Origin of the sequence: Pseudonocardia tropica (genome assembly GCF_040105315.1) — a bacterium.
In the GTDB taxonomy this organism is placed as follows: domain Bacteria; phylum Actinomycetota; class Actinomycetes; order Mycobacteriales; family Pseudonocardiaceae; genus Pseudonocardia; species Pseudonocardia alni.
On sequence record NZ_JBEDNP010000009.1, the window covers coordinates 250,666 to 269,689 of the forward strand.

Here is a 19,024-nt window from a genome sequence, read left to right on the forward strand (position 1 = left end):
ATGCGTACCGGAGACCAGGTCGTCCAGGACCTGCCCTGGCGCTGGGGCGTCCAGGGGAAGATCTTCCTCATCGGCGGCCTCGGCTACATGTTCGACGCCTGGGACGTCGCCCTCAACGGCTTCCTCACCCCGCTGCTCGGCGCCGAGTTCGACCTCTCGACCGGCCAGCGCGGCCTCGTCGCGACGGCCAACCTCATCGGCATGGCCGTCGGCGCCGTCGCGTTCGGCACGATCGCCGACCGGATGGGCCGCAAGCGGGTCTTCAGCATCACACTGCTGATCTTCGCCCTGTTCTCGGTGTTCGGCGCCTTCTCCCCCAGCTGGGAGGTCTTCCTGGCGCTGCGCTTCCTGGCCGGCATCGGGCTCGGCGGCTGCATCCCGGTCGACTACGCGATCGTCAGCGAGTTCTCACCCCGCAAGTACCGGGGCAAGGTGCTCGCCGCGATGGACGGCTGGTGGCCGATCGGCACCACCCTCGCCGGGCTCTCGGCGACGCTGCTCGTGCCGGTCGAGGGCAACTGGCGCTGGATGCTCGCGCTGATGGTGCTGCCCGCGCTGCTGCTGTTCTGGATCCGCCGCGGCGTCCCGGAGTCCCCGATCTACCTGGCCCGCACCGGCCGCGAGGCCGAGGCCCGCACCGTCATCGACGACATGGTCCGCCGCACCGGCGCCCCGGTGGAGCAGTACGCGATCACACCCGCGCGGAGCGCAGGCGGAGCGCGCACCGATACCGCCGCACCGGAGCCGACCACCTCGCGCCGCCGCGGTATCGGCGCGCTGGGCGAGCAGCTGACGATGGTCTGGGCGTTCAACCCGCGCATCACCGGCGTCGCCTGGTCGCTGTTCATCACCGTCATGGTCGTCTACTACGCCGCGCTGTCCTGGATGCCGTCGATCCTGCGCGCCCAGGGCATGGGCGAGGTCGCCGCGTTCGCCTCCACCACCGTCATGAACGCGGTCGGCATTCTCGGTGTCCTCACCTCGGTGCTGCTGGTCGAGGTCGTCGGCCGCAAGTGGGTCATCGGCGTCGCCGGTCCGTGCGCCGCGCTGTCGCTGGTCGTGTTCTCGCTGGTCATGGGCTCGCCGACGGCGGCGGTCGCGATGATCGCGGTGTTCGGGTTCTTCGCCCTGGTCGTCATCCCGGTCATGTACGCCTACGTCTCCGAGCTCTACCCGACCGAACTGCGGGCCTCCGGCTTCGGCTGGGCGTCGTCGTCGAGCCGGGCGGTCACCGGGTTCGTCCCGCTGATCTTCGGCAGCCTGCTGTGGCCGGTGCTGGGCCTGCCGCTGACCTTCACGCTGATGGCGCTGCTCGTGCTGGCCGCCGTGACGTTCATGGCCCTCGGCGCCCCCGAGACGCGGGGCCGCGAGCTGGACCGCATCACCGGCGACGAACAGACGCTCGACGCGCCGGCCGTGGAGCGGGTGGAGAAGGCGTGAAGCCCGCCGCGTTCACCTACCACCGGGCGTCGTCGGTGCGCGGGGCGGTCGACCTGTTGACCGAGCTGGCCGACGACGAGCCCAAGCTGCTCGCCGGCGGGCAGAGCCTGGTCGCGATGATGAACTACCGGATGGCCCGCCCCGGGCACCTGATCGACCTCACCCACGTGCCGGGCCTGGCCGGCATCCACCACGCCGACGGGGCGCTCCGGATCGGCGCGCTCACCACCCACCGGACCGTCGAGCGGGCAGACCTCGGACCGGACTTCGCGGTCCTGTCGGCCGCGATGCGCTGGGTCGGGCACCTGCCGATCCGCACCCGCGGCACCGTCGGCGGGTCGATCGCGCACGGCGACGCCACCGCCGAGTGGTGCCTGCTGGCCGTGCTGCTCGACGCCGTGGTCGTCGCCGAGGGGCCGGGCGGGCGCCGTGAGGTCCGGGCCCGGGAGTTCTTCCTCGGACCGTTCACCACCGCCCTGGACCCCGACGAGGTGATCGTGGAGATCGTGTTCGGACGTCCCGCGCCGCGCGCGGCACTCACCGAGTACGCCGACCGCCGTGGCGACTTCGCCGTCGTCGCGGCGGGGGTGGACCTGGACACCGGTGAGGTCGTGCTCGGCGGGGTCGGCGCCGTCCCGGTGCTGGTGCCCGACGCCGGCACGCCGGACGAGGTCGCCGACGGTCTGGAGCTGCGCGACGAGGCCGGGATCCCCGCGGAGTACCGCCGCGGCCTGGTCCGCACCCTCGTCGCCCGGGCCCGGGAGGAGGCCGCCCGTGGCTGAGCCCGGATTCCGCCGCGACGGCAGCTGGGTCGGCGCATCCGTCCCGCGCCGGGAGGACCCGCGGCTGCTCACCGGCCGCGGCCGCTTCGTCGACGACATCACCCTGCCCCGGATGCTGCACGCGGCGTTCGTGCGCAGCACCGAGGCGCACGCCCGGGTGGTCGACGTCGACCTGTCCGAGGTCCGGCAGGTGCCCGGCGTCGTCGCCGCGTTCGACGCCGCGGACCTCGCCCTCGGCGACATCACCGCGCTCCTCGACCGGCCCGCCCGCGAGTTCGTCCCCACCTCGATGCCCGTGCTGGCCGGCGACAAGGTCCGCTACGTCGGCGAGCCCCTGGCCGTCGTCATCGCCACCGACCCCTACGCCGCCGAGGACGGGGTGGAGGCCGCCGTCGTCGAGCTCGACCCGCTCGACCCGGTGGTGACCGAGGCCGCCGCGCTGGCCGCGGCCGGTCCCCCGGTGCACGACGAGGCCCCCGGCAACGTCCTCGTCGACGTGTGTCGCTGTTCGCCACCGAGGGCATCGACGGCATCTTCGACGAGGCGCACACGGTGGTCACCGTGGAGGCCCGCACCGGGCGGCAGAACGCGCTGCCGCTGGAGACCCGCGGCGTCGTCGCCGACTGGGACGACCGCGACGAGCAGCTGGTGGTGCGCACCTGCACCCAGGTCCCGCACCAGGTCCGCACGGTCCTGGCCCGCTGCGCCGGGCTCGACGAGAAGCAGGTCCGGGTCGTCGTGCCGGACATGGGCGGCGGGTTCGGGCAGAAGTGCGTCGTCGGCCGGGAGGAGATCGCCGCCGCGGCCGCCGCGCGGCGCCTCCGCCGTCCGGTGAAGTGGATCGAGGACCGGCGCGAGGCGCTGACCGCGAGCTTCCTGGCCCGCGAGCAGCACTACACCGCCCGCGCCGCGTTCACCGCCGACGGGGAGATCCTCGCCCTGGAGTCCGACGTCGTCTGCGACATGGGCGCCTACTCCTGCTACCCGTTCACGGCCGGGATCGAGCCGCTGATGGCCTCGGCGGAGATGCCCGGCGTCTACCGGGTCCCCGCCTACCGGGTGCGCGGGCGCGCGGTCACCACGAACAAGGCGCCGACCGCGCCGTACCGCGGGGTGTCCCGGCCGCAGTACGTGATGGTGATGGAGCGGCTGATGGAGCGCGCCGCCCGCGAGCTCGGGCTCGACGCGCTGGAGGTCCGCCGGCGCAACCTGATCACCGAGTTCCCCTACCGCGGGGTCAACGCCATCACCTACGACCCGGGCTCCTACCGGGAGTCGCTGGACCTGTGCGAGCAGGTGCTGCGCGACGAGGGCTGGCCCGGCGCCACCCTGCCCGACGGCCGGGTGCTGGGCATCGGCTACTCCTGCTTCTCCGAACGCACCGGCTACGGCTCCGGCGCGTTCGCGGCACGGAGGATGCAGGTCGTCCCCGGGTTCGACCTGTCCCAGATCACGATGGACCTCGACGGCACGGTCACCGTCACCACCGGCACGCTGTCGCACGGCCAGAGCCACGAGACGACCTTCGCCCAGATCGTCGCCGACCGGCTCGGCCTGCCCTACGACAAGGTCAAGATCGTCCAGGGCGACACCGACCGGATCACCTACGGCTGGGGCTCGTTCGCGTCGCGCTCGGTGACGATCGGCGGGTCCGCGGCGGCCGCGGCGGCGGTGAAGCTGGGCGACCAGCTGCGTGCGCTGGCCGCCCACCTGGCCGACGCCGACGTGGACTCGGCCGAGCTCGACGGCCGCGGTGGGGTGCGCGCCGGGGACCGCACGTTCTCCTACGCCGAGCTGGCCGACGTCGCCTACCTGCGCGCGCACCTGCTGCCCAAGGAGGTCGGGCCGGGCCTGACCGCGACGGCGAGCTTCGACGTCGGCGGCGACGGCACGTTCTCCAACGCCACCCACGGCTGCGTCGTCGCGCTCGACCCGGGCACCGGCGGCGTGGAGATCCTGCGCTACGTCTGCGTCGAGGACTGCGGCGTCGCCATCCACCCGCGCGTCGTCGAGGGGCAGGCCCGCGGCGGCATCGCCCAGGGCATCGCCGGGGCGCTGTTCGAGCAGGTCGTCTACGACGAGCTCGGCCAGCCGCTCGCGCCGAGCTTCATGGAGTACAAGGTCCCGACCGCCGCCGAGATCCCGGACGTGCGCATCGAGCACCTCGAGACGCCGTGCGCGTTCACCGCCGACGGCGCGAAGGGTGCGGGTGAGGGCGGCACCATCGGCGCGCCCGCGGCCGTGCTCAACGCCGTCAACGACGCGCTGCGCCCCACCGGCGTCGAGCTGGACTCCACCCCACTGTCGCGCGCGGACCTGTTCGCCGCGCTGAACCGGGAGGCACCGTGACCGACATCCAGCTGGTCGAGCTGACCGTCAACGGGGAGCGTCACGAGCTGGCGATCCCGCCGCGCCGCACGCTGGCCGACGTGCTCCGCCACGACCTGGGGCTGACCGGCACCCACGTCGGCTGCGAGCACGGCATCTGCGGGGCGTGCACCGTGCTCGTCGACGACGCGCCCGCCCGCGCCTGCCTGCTGTTCGCCGTGCAGGTGGAGAACTCCGCGATCCGCACGGTCGAGTCGCTGTCCGGTCCCGACGGCGGGCTGTCGGACCTGCAGCAGTGCTTCGGTGAGCACCACGGGCTGCAGTGCGGGTTCTGCACGCCCGGGTTCCTGATGCTGGCCGAGGGCCACCTCGCCGAGTCCCCCGACGCGGGCCGCGCGGAGATCCGCGAGTTCGTGGCGTCGAACCTGTGCCGGTGCACCGGCTACCAGACCATCGTCGACGCCGTCGAGGACTGCGCGGGCCGCCGCCGCGCCGCGCTGCAGTCCGCACTGGACTCCGCACCCCGGTCCGCCCCGCAGTCCGCCCCGCAGTCCGCCCCGCAGTCCGCCCCGCAGTCCGCCCCGCAGTCCGCCCCGCAGTCCGCCCCGCAGTCCGCCCCGCAGTCCGCCCCGCAGTCCGCCCCGCAGTCCGCCCCGGACGGAGTGTCCGCATGAGCCCGCACCCCACCGGTCTGCACGGGGCCGGTACCGACGCGACCTACGCGACCGCCGGGTTCGGCGCCGCCGCGCGGCGCGGGACCCGGCCCGCGGTCGTCGTCGTGGACCTGACGGTCGGGTTCACCGACCCCGCGCTGCCCACCGGCAGCGAGCTGTCCGAGGTCGTCGCGGCGACCTCGACGCTGGTCGAGGCGGCCCGCACGCTCGGCGCCCCGGTGGTGTGGACGACGATCGCCTACACCCCCGCCGAGCTCGACACCCTGCCCTGGCTGGTGAAGGCGCCCGGCATGCGCTCGCTCGTCGAGGGCTCGGCCGCCGTCGGCTTCGACCCCCGGCTCGACGTCCGCGGCACCGACCACACCCTCACCAAGAAGGGCGCGTCGGCGTTCTTCGACACCGGGCTCGCGACCCTGCTGCGATCGTCCGGTGTGGACACCGTGCTCGTGTGCGGGGCCACCACCTCGGGCTGCGTCCGCGCGAGCGCCGTCGACGCCGTCCAGTCCGGGTTCGGCGTGCTGGTGCCGCGGGAGTGCGTCGGCGACCGCGCGGCCGGGCCGCACGAGGCGAACCTGTTCGACATCCACGCGAAGTACGGCGACGTGGTCGGTGTCGACGACGCGCTCGCCCACCTGAAGGGACTCCTGTGACCGTCACGTCCACCCCGGTCCGGCAGGTCCGCCAGGACGCGCTCGCCGACCTCGCCGACGTCCCCGCGGTGTCCCGCTGGGTCCGGCACGGCGACCTGGCGCTGCACACCCTCGACTACGGCGGCGACGGGGCCCCCGTCCTGGTCCTGCCCGGCATCACCAGCCCCGCGGTGACGATGGACTTCGTCGCCCGCGAGCTCGTCGACCTGTGCCGCCCGGTGGTGCTCGACGTCCGCGGCCGCGGGCTGTCCGACACCGGGGGCTCGTGGACCCTCGACGACTACGCCGGCGATGCCCTGGCCGTGCTCGACGCGCTGGACCTCGGCCCCGACACGGTCCTGTTCGGGCACTCGATGGGCGCCCGGATCGCCGCCGTCGCCGCGACGCGACGGCCGGTCGGCGGCGCCGTGCTCGTCGACCCGCCGCTGTCCGGCCCCGGCCGCGCGCCGTACCCGACGACGCTGGAGGCGTTCCTGGGCCAGCTGCACGAGGCGCAGCGCGGCACCGACGCCGACGGGGTCGCCCGGTCCTGGCCGCGCTGGCCACGCCGCGAGCAGGAGCTGCGCGCGCGCTGGCTGTCCTCCTGCGACGAGGCGGCGATCGCCGCGACGCACGCCGGGTTCGAGTCCGAGGACTTCTTCGACGCCTGGCCGCACGTCCCGGCACCGGTGACCGTGCTGTACGGCGCGGACTCCCCCGTCGTGCCCGCGTCCGGGGTCGCCGAGATCGCCGCCGCCCGGCCCGACGCCCGGCTCCTCGCCGTCCCGGACGCCGGGCACATGGTGTTCTGGGACAACCCGGCCGAGGCGCTGGGCCTGCTGCGCGGGGCGCTGGACGGGCCGGCCCGGGGCTGACCCGCTCCCGGACCGGCCGCTGCCCCGGGCACCGGTCCGGGGTACACCGTTCCCGGGCCACCCCACTCTCGGGCCGCGCCGTCGCCGGGCCGGCTGCCGGGGCCGGCCGAACCGGTTCGACGACCCTGGCCGGAGCGGCGGGGCGGATCGGACGGGCCTACCGTCGCGGTGTGCACCCGTGTCCGCGCCCGACCACCTCCCTGCTGCGGGCGGCCACCCTGCTGGTGGCCGCCCTGCTCCTCGCGGGCTGCTCCGCCGACCGTCCCGCCGCCTCGTCGGCGAAGGACGCCGAGCCCTGGCCGGGACAGACCGCCTCGGAGCGCGTCGGCGCCCCGGGGCTGGAGGCGCTGCGGACCAAGTTCCGCTTCTACGCCCAGGACCCCTGCTGGTCGAGCGACCCGGCGAAGGTCTTCCCGCGCTGCGGCCGGTTCACCACCGAGATCCGCAACGCACTGCCCCAGGTCCGCCAGGACGCACCCGCCGCGACCGCGCAGGCCGACCTCGTCGGGAAGGCGCTGGACGACTTCGCCGCGAAGGGCTGCCAGGCCGACCCGGGCACCCTCGCCGAGGGCGACGCCGCCGTCTGCGGCCCGGCCTTCCGCGCGGTCCAGGAGACCGCCCAGGGCATGGCGACGGCCGCCGGCGCCGGGACCTGAGGGACCCTACGCACCCACCGGCGCGAGCCCTGCCCGACGGAGCGCACCGTCACCCCGCGGCGGCAGGCGTAGCGGACGTCGTCCCCGGCCCGGGCGGTGATCGGCACCGGGCCGCGTGCACCGCTGCGCCCGGCGGCCGGCATCCCATGATCCTTCTCCGCGGAGCCGGAAGCGCCCTCCGGGGACGCCCGCACTCCCCGGAGAAGGATCATGCAGGTGCCCCGCGCGTGGACACGGCCTCAGCCGGCGAGCAGCGCCCCCGCCCCGGGCACCCGTGGCTCCAGCCCGAGCCCGGTGAGGATGCGGTGCGTGGTCGCGGTGGCGGCGGACAGCACCGGGATGCCGGCCTCGTCCTGCACCGCCTCGATCGACGGCAGCGACGGCATCTGCACGCACGCGCTGAGCACCAGCGCGTCGGCGCCGGTCAGGTCCAGCCTGCGCCAGTGCTCGCGCAGGTCGGCCGGGTCGAGCCGGGCGACGGCGAGGTTGTCGGGCACCTGCAGCGACAGCGAGTCGACGACCTCGACCCCCGCGTCCTCGAGGTAGTCCACGACCGCCTTCGTCAGCGGCTCCATGTACGGGGTGATGATCGCGACCCGCTTCGCGCCGAGCGCGGCGATCCCCGACAGCAGCGCCCCCGCGCTGGAGACGACGGGGGCGTCGGAGCCCTCGGCCCGCAGCGCGGCGGTGATGTCGTCCTCGGCGGTGCAGTGGTAGCCCGGTCCCTGCGCCATGATCGCGACCAGGCAGGCCGTCGCGACGACGTCCGGCCGGGCGTCGGCCAGCTCGGCCGCGGCCCGCTGGGCCTGGGCGTTCATCGCGCGCAGCTGCTCGGGGGTCACGTGCTGCATCCGGGCCCGCGCCGCGTGGAAGACGAACCGGTCGTCGGGCAGCACGTCCTCCCGGGCGCGCAGCATCCGCGGGAGCTCGGTCTCCATCGTCAGGTTCGAGCTCGGCACGATCATGCCCACGTGATGGTCACGGGGGTGGTCTCCGCTCATCGGCGGTTCACCGGCCTCATCTCGGGCACGGTCAGCTCGCCGGCGTCGACGATCAGCTCGTCGTCGAGGAACAGCGAGTTGCCGCGCATCGGGATGTCGAAGTGGCAGGCGGTGTCGTTCGGGCCGCCGAGCTCGTTGTTCGGGCCGATGGAGAACATGACGTTGCCGTAGAAGCTGCGCAGCTCCATACCCATGCCGCCGCCGAACTGGGTCAGGCCGTGCCAGTGGGCGCGCTCGTCGAGGCCCCAGCCGACGTGGCTCATGCCGTAGCCGCGCGGGTCGTCGAAGCTCTCGATGTAGGAGCGGAGCAGGTCCGCGTCGAGACCGGAGGAGCCGGCGCCGCCGCGGATGTCGCGGATGAAGCCCTGCTCGACGGTGATCTCCACGGGGGTCTGCACGTAGGTGTTGAACGGCAGCAGCACGTCCCCGGGGGCGAGGACGATCTTCCCGTCGACGCCGTCGTCGGAGCCGCCGGTGAACACGAACGCCGCGGGCCAGTGGTCCCAGCGGCCGGGGGTGTCGGTGTAGCCGTACTCGCTCAGCGTCGGGTACATGCCGAGCTGGTAGGTCACGTCGGTGCCGTGCGGGCTGGTGATCCGCATGGTCGAGGCCTTGGCCAGCAGCTCCGCGCCGGTCTCGACGCGTTCGCGCAGCTCGGTGGTCGGCATCAGCCGGGCCAGCAGCTCGGGCGGCTCGACCGCGGTGAGGATGCGGGTGCCCGCGGCCTGGATCGCGAACTGCTCCGTGCTGAACAGCAGGAACGTGCAGTCCACCACCATGTCCGCGGCCTTGAGGGCGTCCACGGCCAGGGGGATGTTCCCCAGCCCGGAGTCGCCGACCGCCCAGGCGCCGCCCGCGCTCGCCGGGGAGGGCAGCCGCATGTGGTAGCCGGTCGCGCCCAGCTTCTGGATCGCCCAGAGGAACGCGTCGGCGTACTCGGTCCGCTCCGCGCCCCGGGTGAGCACGACGACCGTCTCCCCCTCGTGCACGCCCGACAGCGTCAGCTGCTGCAGGCAGATGTCGTTGAACAGGTTCTGGTCCATCGCGCACCTCCGTGTCTCGTCCCATTAATCCGAGCACGTACTATCCGGATACGCAAGACCTTCCGACGAGCGGAAACGGCACCGTCACACGGGGCGGATCAGCCGGGGGCGCCGTCGCAGACGGACTTCAGCGACCGCCCGAGGGCGTTGCGGTGGACCTCGTCGAGCCCCTGCGCCTGCTCGACCGCGGCCTGGGCCAGGGTCGACGGACACTCCTCGTTCGCCCGGGCCGGTCCGGCCAGCTTCAGGGCGGCCACGAGCTCGTCGCCGATCCGGTCGAGCTGCGGCCGCACCCGGGCCAGCTCGGGACGCTGCGCCGGACGCGTGTCGGGCCGGTCGGTCCACTGCCGGATCAGGTCGTTCTGCACCTGGGTGCTCGCCGCGATCTGGTCGGCGACGATCCGGGCCGTCCAGTCGGGGTCGACGCCGTCGCGGGTCGCGTCCGCCCGCGCCTCGGCGACGACGGCCGCCTCCCGCGCCGGGTCGGTGACGGCCGCCCCGGTGCCGAACTTCGCCGCCGCGACCTCGTCGGAGACCTGGGCGCGCTGCGCGGACAGCTGCACGACCCGGATGAGCCCGTCGGCCGGGGACGCGCCGGGCGGCCCCTCGGTCAGCGGGAGGGGCTGGTCGCCGCACCCGGCCAGCAGCCCCAGGACCAGGAGCGACCCGGCCAGTGCGGTACCGCGTCTGCCGATCACAGCGGCGAGCCTACGACCGCAGCGCTCGCGCCCCACCGCCGCCTGCGGCACCCGGCGGCCCGGGACCCGGTCCTGGCCGCGCACCCCGACGCGCCGCTCGACCCGACGACGGCGGCCGGGCCCGCGACGTCCCGGGGACCCGGCGGTGGGCGCACGTCGAGGAGCAGGGCCTGCGCGGGCACCGACACCGGTCGACCCCGGCTCGGTCGACGTCGGCCTGCTCGACGACGGCACCTGCCCGGACGCGGCGGCGCCGGAGCCGCCGACGCCCGCCGCGCTGGAGGCCCACCGGGAGTGGCTGGAGCCCTCGGGCCCGCCGTGGTCGGTGGCCGTGCCGGGCGGTGACGTCGTCACCTCGGGGCCGGCCGAGCCGGCGGTGCGCCGCGGCGGGCACCTGCGGATCGACCTGGAGGACTTCGACGACGGCCGGGGCACGGCGCCGTCGAACCGGGAACTGCTCGACGGCGCACCCCGCATGCCGGACCGGGTGGGCGCGACACCGGCCCCCCAGCGCGGCCGCCCGCGACATTCTCGGAATTCGGCCGCGCACGTGATCCTTTCGCCGTGACACACCACGGGGGTGCGTTTCCGGTCCACCCGGACACGCACCCCCGTCGAGAATTCGACGACGCCGGCCGTCACCCGGTCCGCGGATTTCCGCGGCCGGGTCCGACCGGCCCGGTCAGAACCAGGCCTTCCGCCCACCCACCGGCCGCCCGATCGCCCCCAGGATCAACAGGACCACACCGATGATCACCAGAAGGCCACCGAGGTAGTAGAGGAGCTGGATGCCGGCGAAATATCCCACCAGCAGCAGAATCAGACCAAGAATGATCATTTCGTGTCCCCTCCCAGGAATGTGAGGGGAAAGTACTCACACTCCGCCCCCACCGCAGCGCGGGAATCGATTCCGATACCCGAGTCGTGACCTCGCGTGCGCCGGACGGTGCGCGGGGACCGTCACACACGGCAACGGTTCGACATGACCCCGGAGGGGGAACACGGCCCTCGCACCCGAGCGCGAGGAGGAACGACATGGGCCGCACCGTGGCCGACCAGATGATCGAGCTGATGCACCAGGCCGGCGTCGAACGGATCTACGGCCTGGTGGGTGACAGCCTCAACCCGATCGCGGACGCGATCCGCCGCGACGGCCGCATCCGGTGGGTGCACGTGCACAACGAGGAGGCCGCCGCGCTCGCGGCCGCCGCGGAGGCCCAGCTCACCGGGCGGCTCGCGGTCTGCGCCGGCAGCTGCGGCCCCGGCAACACCCACCTGATCCAGGGCCTGATGGACGCCCACCGCACCGGTGCACCGGTGCTGGCGATCGCCTCGCACATCCCCTCGGTCCAGATCGGCACCGGCTACTTCCAGGAGACCCACCCGGAGCGGCTGTTCACCGAGTGCTCGGCGTACTGCGAGCTGATCTCGCGGCCCGAGCAGATGCCCCGGATGCAGCGGATCGCGATGCAGACCGCGCTCGCCGAGTCCGACGTGGCGGTGCTGGTCCTGCCCGGCGACGTCAGCGCGCTCGACGCCCCGAACGACACCGGCACCTCGCACCTGTCCCCGCCCACCGGCGTCGTGGCGCCGTCGGAGGAGCAGGTGGCCGAGCTGGCCCGGCTCGTCGACGCCGCGGACACCGTGACCCTGTTCGTCGGCGCCGGGATCGAGCACGCCCGCGAGCAGGTGCTCGCCCTCGCCGACCGGGTGAAGGCGCCGATCGGCCACTCGCTGCGCGGCAAGGAGTGGATCCAGTACGACAACGCCCACGACGTCGGCATGTCCGGGCTGCTCGGCTACGGCGCCTGCTACGAGGCGACGCACGAGGCCGACCTGCTCGTCCTGATCGGCACCGACTTCCCCTACGACTCGTTCCTGCCGCAGGCGCGGACCGTGCAGATCGACACCGACCCCGCGCACCTCGGGCGTCGCACGTTGCTGGAGCTGGGCGTGCACGGCGACGCCGCGTCCACCCTGGACGCGCTGCTGCCGCGGATCGCGGAGAAGACCGACCGCTCCTTCCTGGACCGGATGCTGCGCAGGCACGCCGAGGCGCTGGAGAAGGTGGTCGGCGCCTACACCCGCAAGGTCTCCGACCTGCGTCCCGTCCACCCCGAGCACGTCGCGGCGGTCCTCGACGAGGAGATGGCCGACGACGCCGTCGCCACCGTCGACACCGGCATGTGCAACGTGTGGGCGGCGCGCTACCTGTCCCCCAACGGCCGGCGCCGGATCATCGGCTCCTACCGGCACGGGACGATGGCGGGCGCCCTGCCGCACGCGATCGGCGCCCAGTTCGCGTACCCGGACCGGCAGGTGGTGTCGCTGTCCGGCGACGGCGGGCTGACCATGCTGCTCGGCGAGCTGCTGACCGCGGCCGAGCACGACCTGCCGCTCACCGTCGTCGCGTTCAACAACGGGTCGCTGGGCATGATCCGGCTGGAGATGATGGTGGCGGGCTACCCGTCGTTCCAGACCGACCACGGCCCGGCCGACCTGGCCGGGATCGCCCGTGCCGCCGGGCTGTACGCCGAGGCCGTCGACGACCCGTCCGACGTGCGCGCCGCGCTGCGCCGGGCGCTGGACCACCGCGGCCCGGCCCTGGTCGACGTGCGCACCGACCCGAACGCGCTGTCCATCCCGCCGCACATCACCGCCGCGCAGGTCCGCGGGTTCGCCCTCGCCGCGACCCGCACGGTGCTCGACGGCGGCGTCGGGAAGATGGTCGAGCTGGCGCGCAGCAACCTGCGGTCGATCCCCCGGCCCTGAGCGGGTCGGGTCAGCCGGCGCGGGCGGCGAGCCCGGGGGCCGAGACCGCGTGGTCCAGCGCGATCGCGGCGGCACCCCGGAGCACGCCGTCCTCGCCGTGCGCGTCGTCGTGCACCGGCGGCGCGACGGCGCGGCGGAAGGCCATCAGCCCGGCGTCGTAGGCGACGGCGAACGCCTCCGGCGCCGCGGCCCGCAGCGCGGGCCCGAGCCCGGCGAGCACGACCACCTCCGGGTCGTGCGCGTTGACCAGCCCGGCGATCCCACGGGCCAGCGACGCCGACGCCGAGGTCACCGCCGCCGACGGGCCGGGCTCCCCGGCGGCGGCGCGGTCGAGGACCGCGCGGGTGTAGGTGTAGGGCGCGTCCGGCTGTGGTTCGCCCAGCAGCACGGCGAGCGCCCGGCCGTCGACCCCGGTCGTCCAGCAGCCGCGGGCGCCGCAGACGCAGCCCGCGCCGGGGTCGCCGAACGGCAGGTGCCCCAGCTCCCCCGCGGCGCCCCGGGCGCCGGTCTGGGCGCACCCGTCGAGCACCAGCGCGCCGCCGATGCCGACCTCGACGGTCACGAACAGCGCGGTGCGCGCACCGGCGGCGGCGCCGTCGCGGACCTCGGCGACGCCGGCGAGGTTCGCGTCGTTGCCGACCAGCACCGGCAGCCCCAGCCCGGCGCCGATCCGGCGCACGTCCAGCGGGCTCCAGCCCTGGCCGCCCCCGGCCTCGGCGATGTGCTCGTCGACGACGGTCGCGGCGATCCCGATCCCCACCGCCACCACCGGGCCGGCCGCGGCGGCCACCAGCTCGGCCACCACCCCGTCCAGCTCCGCGGCGACGGCGTCGGGGTCGCGACGGCGGTGCCGCCCCGAGCGCACCGCGACCGGGGTCCCGTCGAGCCCGGCGAACCCGGCCCGCCAGCCCTCGAACCGCACGTCGACCGCGACGACGCCCGGCCCGTCCGGGTTGGGAGTCAGGGTCGTGGTCGGCCGCCCGCGGCCGCCGCAGGGGGCGCGCTCCTCGGTGACCCAGCCGAGGTCGCGCAGCCGGGCCGCGATCTCGGTGGCCGAGCCGCTGGCCAGGCGCAGCCGCCGCGCGAGCTCGACGCGGGTGAGGCCGGGTTCGCGGCGGACCTCGTCCAGGACCTCGGCGGTGGCGCGCCAGCGGTCGGTCTCGGCGCGCCCGGGGCCCTCCGTGCTCGGACGTGAACCGGCCGACATCGACGTCATCTCGTTTGACACCTCCGGCCTGCCAGGATTTATCCTCGTGTCGCGATGAAAAAGGCTCTCACCTCGTCCCAGTCTCCCACCACCGGGCCCGCGCTCGCCGCGATGGCCCTAGGCGGTCTGGCCGTCGGCACCACCGAGTTCGCCTCGATGGGTCTGCTGCCGGCCTTCGCCGCCGACCTCGGCGCCACCGTGCCGCAGGCCGGCACGGCCATCAGCGCCTACGCGCTCGGCGTCGTCGTCGGCGCTCCGGTGCTCGCCGTGCTCGGCGCGCGGTGGCCCCGCAAGCACCTCGTCCTGGCCCTGGCGGGCGCGCTGGCGGTGACCAACGTGGCGTCGGCGTTCGCCCCGACCTTCGGCACCTTCGTCGCCACCCGTTTCCTGGCCGGCCTCCCGCACGGCGCCTACTTCGGCACCGCCTCGGTGCTCGCCGCCTCCCTGGTCCCCCGCGAACGGCGGCCACGGGCGATCGCGACGGTGATGAGCGGGCTGATGATCGCCAACATCGTCGGTGTGCCGGGCGCGACCTGGCTCGGCCAGAACGCGGGCTGGCCCGCGGCCTACCTGACCGTCGGGGCCGTCGCGGCGCTCACGATGCTGGCCGTGTGGCGCCTGGTCCCCGACGTGCGCGACGAGCACCGCGGCTCGGTGCTGGGTGAGCTGTCGGCGCTGCGCCGCGGCCAGGTCTGGATCACGATGGCGGTCATCGCGACCGGGTTCGGCGGCTCGTTCGCCGTGTACAGCTACATCACCCCGGTGCTCACCGAGGTGTCCGGCCTGGCCGTCTCCGCGGTGCCGCTCGCACTGGCGGTGTTCGGGGTCGGCATGACCCTGGGCAACCAGGTCGGCGGCCGGCTGGCCGAGGCCGCCCCGGTGCGCACGATCGCGGCCGGGCTCGCCTCGGCCGCGGTCGCGATGGCGGTGTTCGCGGTGACGGCGTCGTCGCCGGTGCTCGCCCTGCTGGCGCTGTTCGCGCTGGCGTTCACCACCACCGCGACCACCCCGGCCCTGGCGACGCGGCTGATGGACGCCGGGCGCGACGGCCCGACCCTGGGCGCGGCCCTGCACCACGCCGCGTTCAACGTCTCCAACGCCCTCGGGGCCGCGCTGGGCGCCCTGGTGCTGGCCGCCGGATGGGGCTGGACCGCACCCGCCGCGGTCGCGACCGTCCTGCCGCTGCTGGGGCTGGCCGCGCTGGGGGTGGCGGTCCGGATGGAGCGCGCCGAGCGGCGCGAGGAGCTCGCCCTGGCCGCCTGAGGACCGCCAGGCAGGTCACACGAGCGAGAGGTGTCGATCAGATCACCCCCGGGAAGCCTGCCCTCGAGTTGATCGTTGCGTAAGACAACGATCTCGTCGAGAGGAGCCCGGACATGTCCGCCGGTCTGGACAGCGCCACCGCCCCGCGCGACGGCACCGCCCCGCACAGCGTGACCACGCTGCACAGCGACGTCGAGGAGCTCCTCGACGCCCTCGCCGCCGACCGCGGCCGCGAGGCTCTCCTACACCGCGACCGCCGGATCACCGCGGGCGAGCTCGTGGACTCCGTGCACCGGCTCGCCCACGCCCTCGACGGCCGGGTCGAGCCGGGCCGGGTCGTGGCGCTGCTGGCCGGCAACACCCCCGAGGCGGTCGTCGCGCGGTGCGCGGTGACGCTGCTCGGTGCGGGCATCACCCAGCCGCACGAGGGCCTGTCCGCCGCCGCGCAGGCCCGCATCGTCGACGACGTCGAGGCGCCGCTCGTCCTCGCCGACGCCGACGCCGCGTCGGCCGCCGAGCCCGTCCTCGCGCTGGTCCCCGGCGTCGACGTGCTCTGGCTCGGCCCGCACGGCGCCGACACCGACGTGACGGCCGAGGCCGCGACGGCGTCCACCGCACCGGTGCGGGGCCGCGCCCGGCCGGACGCGATCGAGCAGATCCGGCACACCGGCGGCACCACCGGCCACCCGAAGGGCATCACCTACACCTTCGACCACCACCGTCGCGGTGCGGAGCTGCGCAGGCGGGGCGGGTTCGGCGGTGGTGACGCCGGCTCCCGGCTGCTGGTCGCCACCCCCGTCGCGCACGTCGGCGGGTCGTTGGCCGACCGCACGCTGACCGGCGGCGGCACCGTCGTGCTGCAGGACCGCTTCGAGCCCGGCGCCTTCCTCGCGGCGCTCGAGCGCGAGCGCATCACGCACACCTTCCTGCTCCCGCCGCTGATCTACCGGCTGCTCGACCACCCCGACATCGACCGCACCGACACCTCGTCGCTGCGCTCGCTCGTCTACGGCGGTGCGCCCGCCGCGCCGCGCCGGATCGCGCAGGCCGTCGAACGGTTCGGCCCGGTCCTCGCCCAGTTCTACGGCCAGACCGAGGCCGGTGGGATCAGCGCGCTGAGCCCCGAGGAGCACACCCGGCCCGAGCTACTGGAGACCGTGGGCCGGCCCATCCCGACCACCGGGATCTCCATCCGCGACGCCGACGGCGCCCCCGTCGCGCCCGGCGGGCGCGGCGAGCTGTGGGTGCGCACCGGCATGGAGATGGACGGCTACTGGAAGCAGCCGGAGCTGACCGCCGCCACCGTCGTCGACGGGTGGGTGCGGACCGGCGACGTCGCCCGCCAGGACGCCGACGGCTACCTGCACCTGCTCGACCGGGTCAAGGACATGATCGTCGTCGTGGGCGGGCACGTGTACACCTCCGAGCTGGAGGACCTGCTCATGGAGCACCCGGCCGTCCGGCACGCCGCGGTCTTCGGGGTGCCCGACGACGACGGCACCGAGACCGTGCACGCCGCCGTCGTCGCCGACTTCCCGGCGCCGAGCGCGGACGAGCTGACCGGGCTGGTCGCCGACCGGGCAGGCGACATGTACGTCCCGCGCAGCATCGAGTTCGTCGGGCGGATCCCGCTGACCGGCATCGGCAAGACCGACAAGAAGGCGCTGCGCGCCGAGCTCACCGGCTGACCGGCGCGGGCCGCGGGCGCCGCGCGGGGAGCAGCGCCCGCCCGGCCAGCACCAGCTGGCCGGCGACGATCGCGACGCCCAGCGGGACGTGCACCGCCAGCAGGCCGGCGTGCCCGACGGCGACCTGGGCGATGTCGGCGACGACGAGCGCGGCGGCCGCCGCGACCGGCCAGCCGGGCAGCCCGCCCGGCCATGCGGCGGGCACCGCGAGGACGGCCTGCAGCATCGCGACCACGATCAGCGTCCCGCCGACGCCGGCGTGGCCGGTCGTCGCGCCGTCGGCGGCGTCGAGGACCGCCCCTGCCAGCACCACCTGGGCGAGCACCATCACCCCGCCCAGCACCGCGACCACCCGGAACGGCAGCGCGGCGACGGCCCTACCCATGGTGGCCGCCGCCGTGCGGTCCGACCCCGGCGCGGGTGCGGACCGGTCCGGCGCGCCCGCCCGGCTCCACCACCACGAACTGGCCCATCATCCCGCGGTCCTCGTGGTAGAGCAGGTGGCAGTGGTACATGTACGGCGTGTGCGGGTCGGTGTGCCGCCCGAACCGCAGCAGCACCCGGGTCGTCGTCCGCGGCGCGACGTACACCGTGTCCTTCCAACCCCGCTCCGCCGCGGGCACGTCGCGTCCGGCCGCGGACAGCACCTGGCCCCGCGCGTCGTGCACGTGCAGGTTGTGCGGGCGGGTGTGGGTGTTGGCGATCTCCCACACCTCGACGGCCCCCGCGGGGACCACCGCGTCGATCCGGCCGGTGTCCATGGTCCTCCCGTCGATCGTGTCGTCGCCCAGCTCCAGGCGGCGTGCCGCGGTCACCGCGGCCGGGTCGGGCCCCGGCTCGTGCGGTAGCACCTCCGGCAGCGGCGGAGCGGGTTCGAGGACGTCCGCGGGCAGGATCCGCAGGACGTCGAGGGTGTCGGAGGCCCCCGCGGAACGCTCGGTCCCGGACACCGCGCCGAGGTCCTGCGGCAGGGAGCGCAACACCACCGGCCGCCCGGGTTCGAGGTCGAGCAGCACCTCGGCGCGCTCGCCCGGGGTGAGCTGCACGTCGGGCACCGCGAGCGGCGCGGGGAGCAGCCCGGAGTCGGTGCCGACGAGCAGCAGCGGGCGCCCGTCGGACCGGGCGAACCGGTAGCTGCGCGCCGGTGAGGCGTCGAGCAGGCGGAGCCGGACCCGCGCCGTCGTCGCGGTCAGGTAGGGGGCGACGGTGCCGTTGACCAGCACCGTGTCCCCGACCAGGCCGTGCGCGCTGCGGTGCTCCTCGTCGAACGCGCCGTCCGCGGTGAACGTCCGGTCGGTGACGACGACGGGGATGTCGTCGAGGCCGTAGCGGTGCGGCAGCGCGGTGACGGGACCGTCGGCGTCGTCGAGCAGGAACAGCCCCGACAGACCGCGGTGCACGTGCCGCTCGGTCGCCCCGTGCGGGTGCGGGTGGTACCAGAGCGTCGCGGCGGGCTGTTCGACCGTCCACTCCGGGCTCCAGGTGGCGCCGGGGTCGATCGGCTGGTGCGGCCCGCCGTCCGCCGCGGCGGGCAGCGTCATGCCGTGCCAGTGCGCGGTCGTCGTCTCCGGCAGCCGGTTGGTCACGTGCACCCGGACCCGTTCGCCGCGGGCGGCGCGCAGGGTGGGGCCGCCGAACGGGAGCCCGTAGCCCCAGGTCGGTGTCGCGGCGCCGGGGAGGAGGGCGGCGGACCCCGGGGCGGCGGTGAGCCGGAAGGTCCGCACCCCGCCGTCCGAGGTGGACGGTGCGAGGGGCGGGACGGCGAGCGGCCGGGGCGGCGGGGCGGGCCGCGGCGCCGACCGGGGTACCCCGGATCCCGGCGACACCGCGATGCCGGTCCCGGCCAGAGCCGCGCCGGCGAGGAGGCCCACCAGCAGGGTGCGGCGGTCGAACGCGGAGGTCATGGCGTCGAGCGTGCCGCCGGGCCGCGGCCGGCGCGTCGGCCCGCGGACGTCACCCGGCCCTACG

At 75.1% G+C, this 19,024-nt stretch carries 16 protein-coding genes and 2 pseudogenes; 11 read left to right on the forward strand and 7 right to left on the reverse strand.

Annotated features, from left to right (window positions below; genetic code table 11):
- The 7 genes and pseudogenes from WHI96_RS17085 (at position 1) to WHI96_RS17115 (ending at position 7,384) form a co-directional block, all read left to right on the forward strand.
- Positions 1-1,440: an MFS transporter gene (locus WHI96_RS17085; protein WP_345645984.1), complete on the forward strand. Its 1,440-nt coding sequence runs from the start codon at positions 1-3 to the stop codon at positions 1,438-1,440.
- Positions 1,437-2,222 carry an FAD binding domain-containing protein gene (locus WHI96_RS17090; RefSeq protein ID WP_345645987.1) on the forward strand — a complete coding sequence of 262 codons (786 nt, stop codon included), beginning with the start codon at positions 1,437-1,439 and terminating at the stop codon, positions 2,220-2,222. The genes WHI96_RS17085 and WHI96_RS17090 overlap by 4 nt, the downstream gene beginning before the upstream one ends.
- A pseudogene (locus WHI96_RS17095) lies at positions 2,215-4,571 on the forward strand (xanthine dehydrogenase family protein molybdopterin-binding subunit). The gene WHI96_RS17090 and the pseudogene WHI96_RS17095 overlap by 8 nt, the downstream one beginning before the upstream one ends.
- Positions 4,568-5,041, forward strand: a pseudogene (locus WHI96_RS17100) ((2Fe-2S)-binding protein); the annotation flags it as partial. The pseudogenes WHI96_RS17095 and WHI96_RS17100, both read left to right, overlap by 4 nt.
- 179 nt (positions 5,042-5,220) lie before the next feature.
- Positions 5,221-5,874: an isochorismatase family protein gene (locus WHI96_RS17105; protein ID WP_345645990.1), complete on the forward strand. Its 654-nt coding sequence runs from the start codon at positions 5,221-5,223 to the stop codon at positions 5,872-5,874.
- The gene (locus WHI96_RS17110; RefSeq protein ID WP_345645993.1) at positions 5,871-6,728 is read left to right on the forward strand and encodes an alpha/beta fold hydrolase; all 858 of its coding nucleotides are present in this window, start codon (positions 5,871-5,873) and stop codon (positions 6,726-6,728) included. Before WHI96_RS17105 ends, WHI96_RS17110 begins: the two co-directional genes overlap by 4 nt.
- Before the next feature lie 170 nt (positions 6,729-6,898).
- Positions 6,899-7,384 (forward strand): hypothetical protein, encoded by a 486-nt coding sequence (locus WHI96_RS17115; RefSeq protein ID WP_345645996.1) that lies wholly within the window; start codon positions 6,899-6,901, stop codon positions 7,382-7,384.
- A 239-nt stretch (positions 7,385-7,623) separates the two neighbouring features.
- On the opposite strand, the gene WHI96_RS17120 is transcribed toward WHI96_RS17115, so the two are convergent.
- The 3 genes from WHI96_RS17120 to aroQ all read right to left on the reverse strand — a co-directional run bounded on the left by WHI96_RS17120 (position 7,624) and on the right by aroQ (position 10,126).
- Positions 7,624-8,385: a maleate cis-trans isomerase family protein gene (locus WHI96_RS17120; protein ID WP_459077127.1), complete on the reverse strand. Its 762-nt coding sequence runs from the start codon at positions 8,383-8,385 to the stop codon at positions 7,624-7,626.
- The gene (locus WHI96_RS17125; RefSeq protein WP_345646001.1) at positions 8,382-9,428 is read right to left on the reverse strand and encodes a 2,5-dihydroxypyridine 5,6-dioxygenase NicX family protein; all 1,047 of its coding nucleotides are present in this window, start codon (positions 9,426-9,428) and stop codon (positions 8,382-8,384) included. The genes WHI96_RS17120 and WHI96_RS17125 overlap by 4 nt, the downstream gene beginning before the upstream one ends.
- 98 nt (positions 9,429-9,526) lie before the next feature.
- Positions 9,527-10,126: a gamma subclass chorismate mutase AroQ gene (gene aroQ / locus WHI96_RS17130; protein WP_345646004.1), complete on the reverse strand. Its 600-nt coding sequence runs from the start codon at positions 10,124-10,126 to the stop codon at positions 9,527-9,529.
- 145 nt (positions 10,127-10,271) lie between these two features.
- On the opposite strand from aroQ, the gene WHI96_RS17135 reads away from it, so the two are divergent.
- Positions 10,272-10,694, forward strand: a complete 423-nt coding sequence (locus WHI96_RS17135) for a beta-keto acid cleavage family enzyme (RefSeq protein ID WP_345646006.1) — start codon at positions 10,272-10,274, stop codon at positions 10,692-10,694.
- Between the two features lie 114 nt (positions 10,695-10,808).
- Here WHI96_RS17135 and WHI96_RS17140 read toward each other — a convergent pair whose 3' ends face one another.
- The gene (locus tag WHI96_RS17140; protein ID WP_349302405.1) at positions 10,809-10,934 is read right to left on the reverse strand and encodes a hypothetical protein; all 126 of its coding nucleotides are present in this window, start codon (positions 10,932-10,934) and stop codon (positions 10,809-10,811) included.
- A gap of 227 nt (positions 10,935-11,161) precedes the next feature.
- Between WHI96_RS17140 and WHI96_RS17145 the strand changes: the two genes are divergently transcribed.
- A complete protein-coding gene (locus WHI96_RS17145) occupies positions 11,162-12,898 on the forward strand; it encodes a pyruvate dehydrogenase (RefSeq protein WP_345646014.1) in 1,737 nt (578 codons plus the stop codon).
- 10 nt (positions 12,899-12,908) lie between these two features.
- Here the strand turns inward: WHI96_RS17145 and WHI96_RS17150 are convergent, their stop codons facing one another.
- The gene (locus WHI96_RS17150) at positions 12,909-14,114 is read right to left on the reverse strand and encodes an ROK family transcriptional regulator (RefSeq protein ID WP_345646017.1); all 1,206 of its coding nucleotides are present in this window, start codon (positions 14,112-14,114) and stop codon (positions 12,909-12,911) included.
- 45 nt (positions 14,115-14,159) lie between these two features.
- On the opposite strand from WHI96_RS17150, the gene WHI96_RS17155 reads away from it, so the two are divergent.
- Together WHI96_RS17155 and WHI96_RS17160 are read left to right on the forward strand one after the other, a co-directional pair.
- Positions 14,160-15,368, forward strand: coding sequence for an MFS transporter (locus WHI96_RS17155; RefSeq protein ID WP_345646020.1), 1,209 nt, complete (start codon positions 14,160-14,162; stop codon positions 15,366-15,368).
- 113 nt (positions 15,369-15,481) lie between these two features.
- Entirely contained in the window at positions 15,482-17,056 is a 1,575-nt protein-coding gene (locus WHI96_RS17160) for an AMP-binding protein (RefSeq protein ID WP_345646023.1), read from the forward strand.
- Here the strand turns inward: WHI96_RS17160 and WHI96_RS17165 are convergent.
- Entirely contained in the window at positions 17,046-17,441 is a 396-nt protein-coding gene (locus WHI96_RS17165; protein WP_345646026.1) for a hypothetical protein, read from the reverse strand. The two genes, WHI96_RS17160 and WHI96_RS17165, sit on opposite strands and share 11 nt — an antisense overlap.
- Positions 17,434-18,960, reverse strand: a complete 1,527-nt coding sequence (locus WHI96_RS17170) for a multicopper oxidase family protein (protein ID WP_345646029.1) — start codon at positions 18,958-18,960, stop codon at positions 17,434-17,436. The genes WHI96_RS17165 and WHI96_RS17170 overlap by 8 nt, the downstream gene beginning before the upstream one ends.
- Positions 18,961-19,024: the final 64 nt, after the last annotated feature.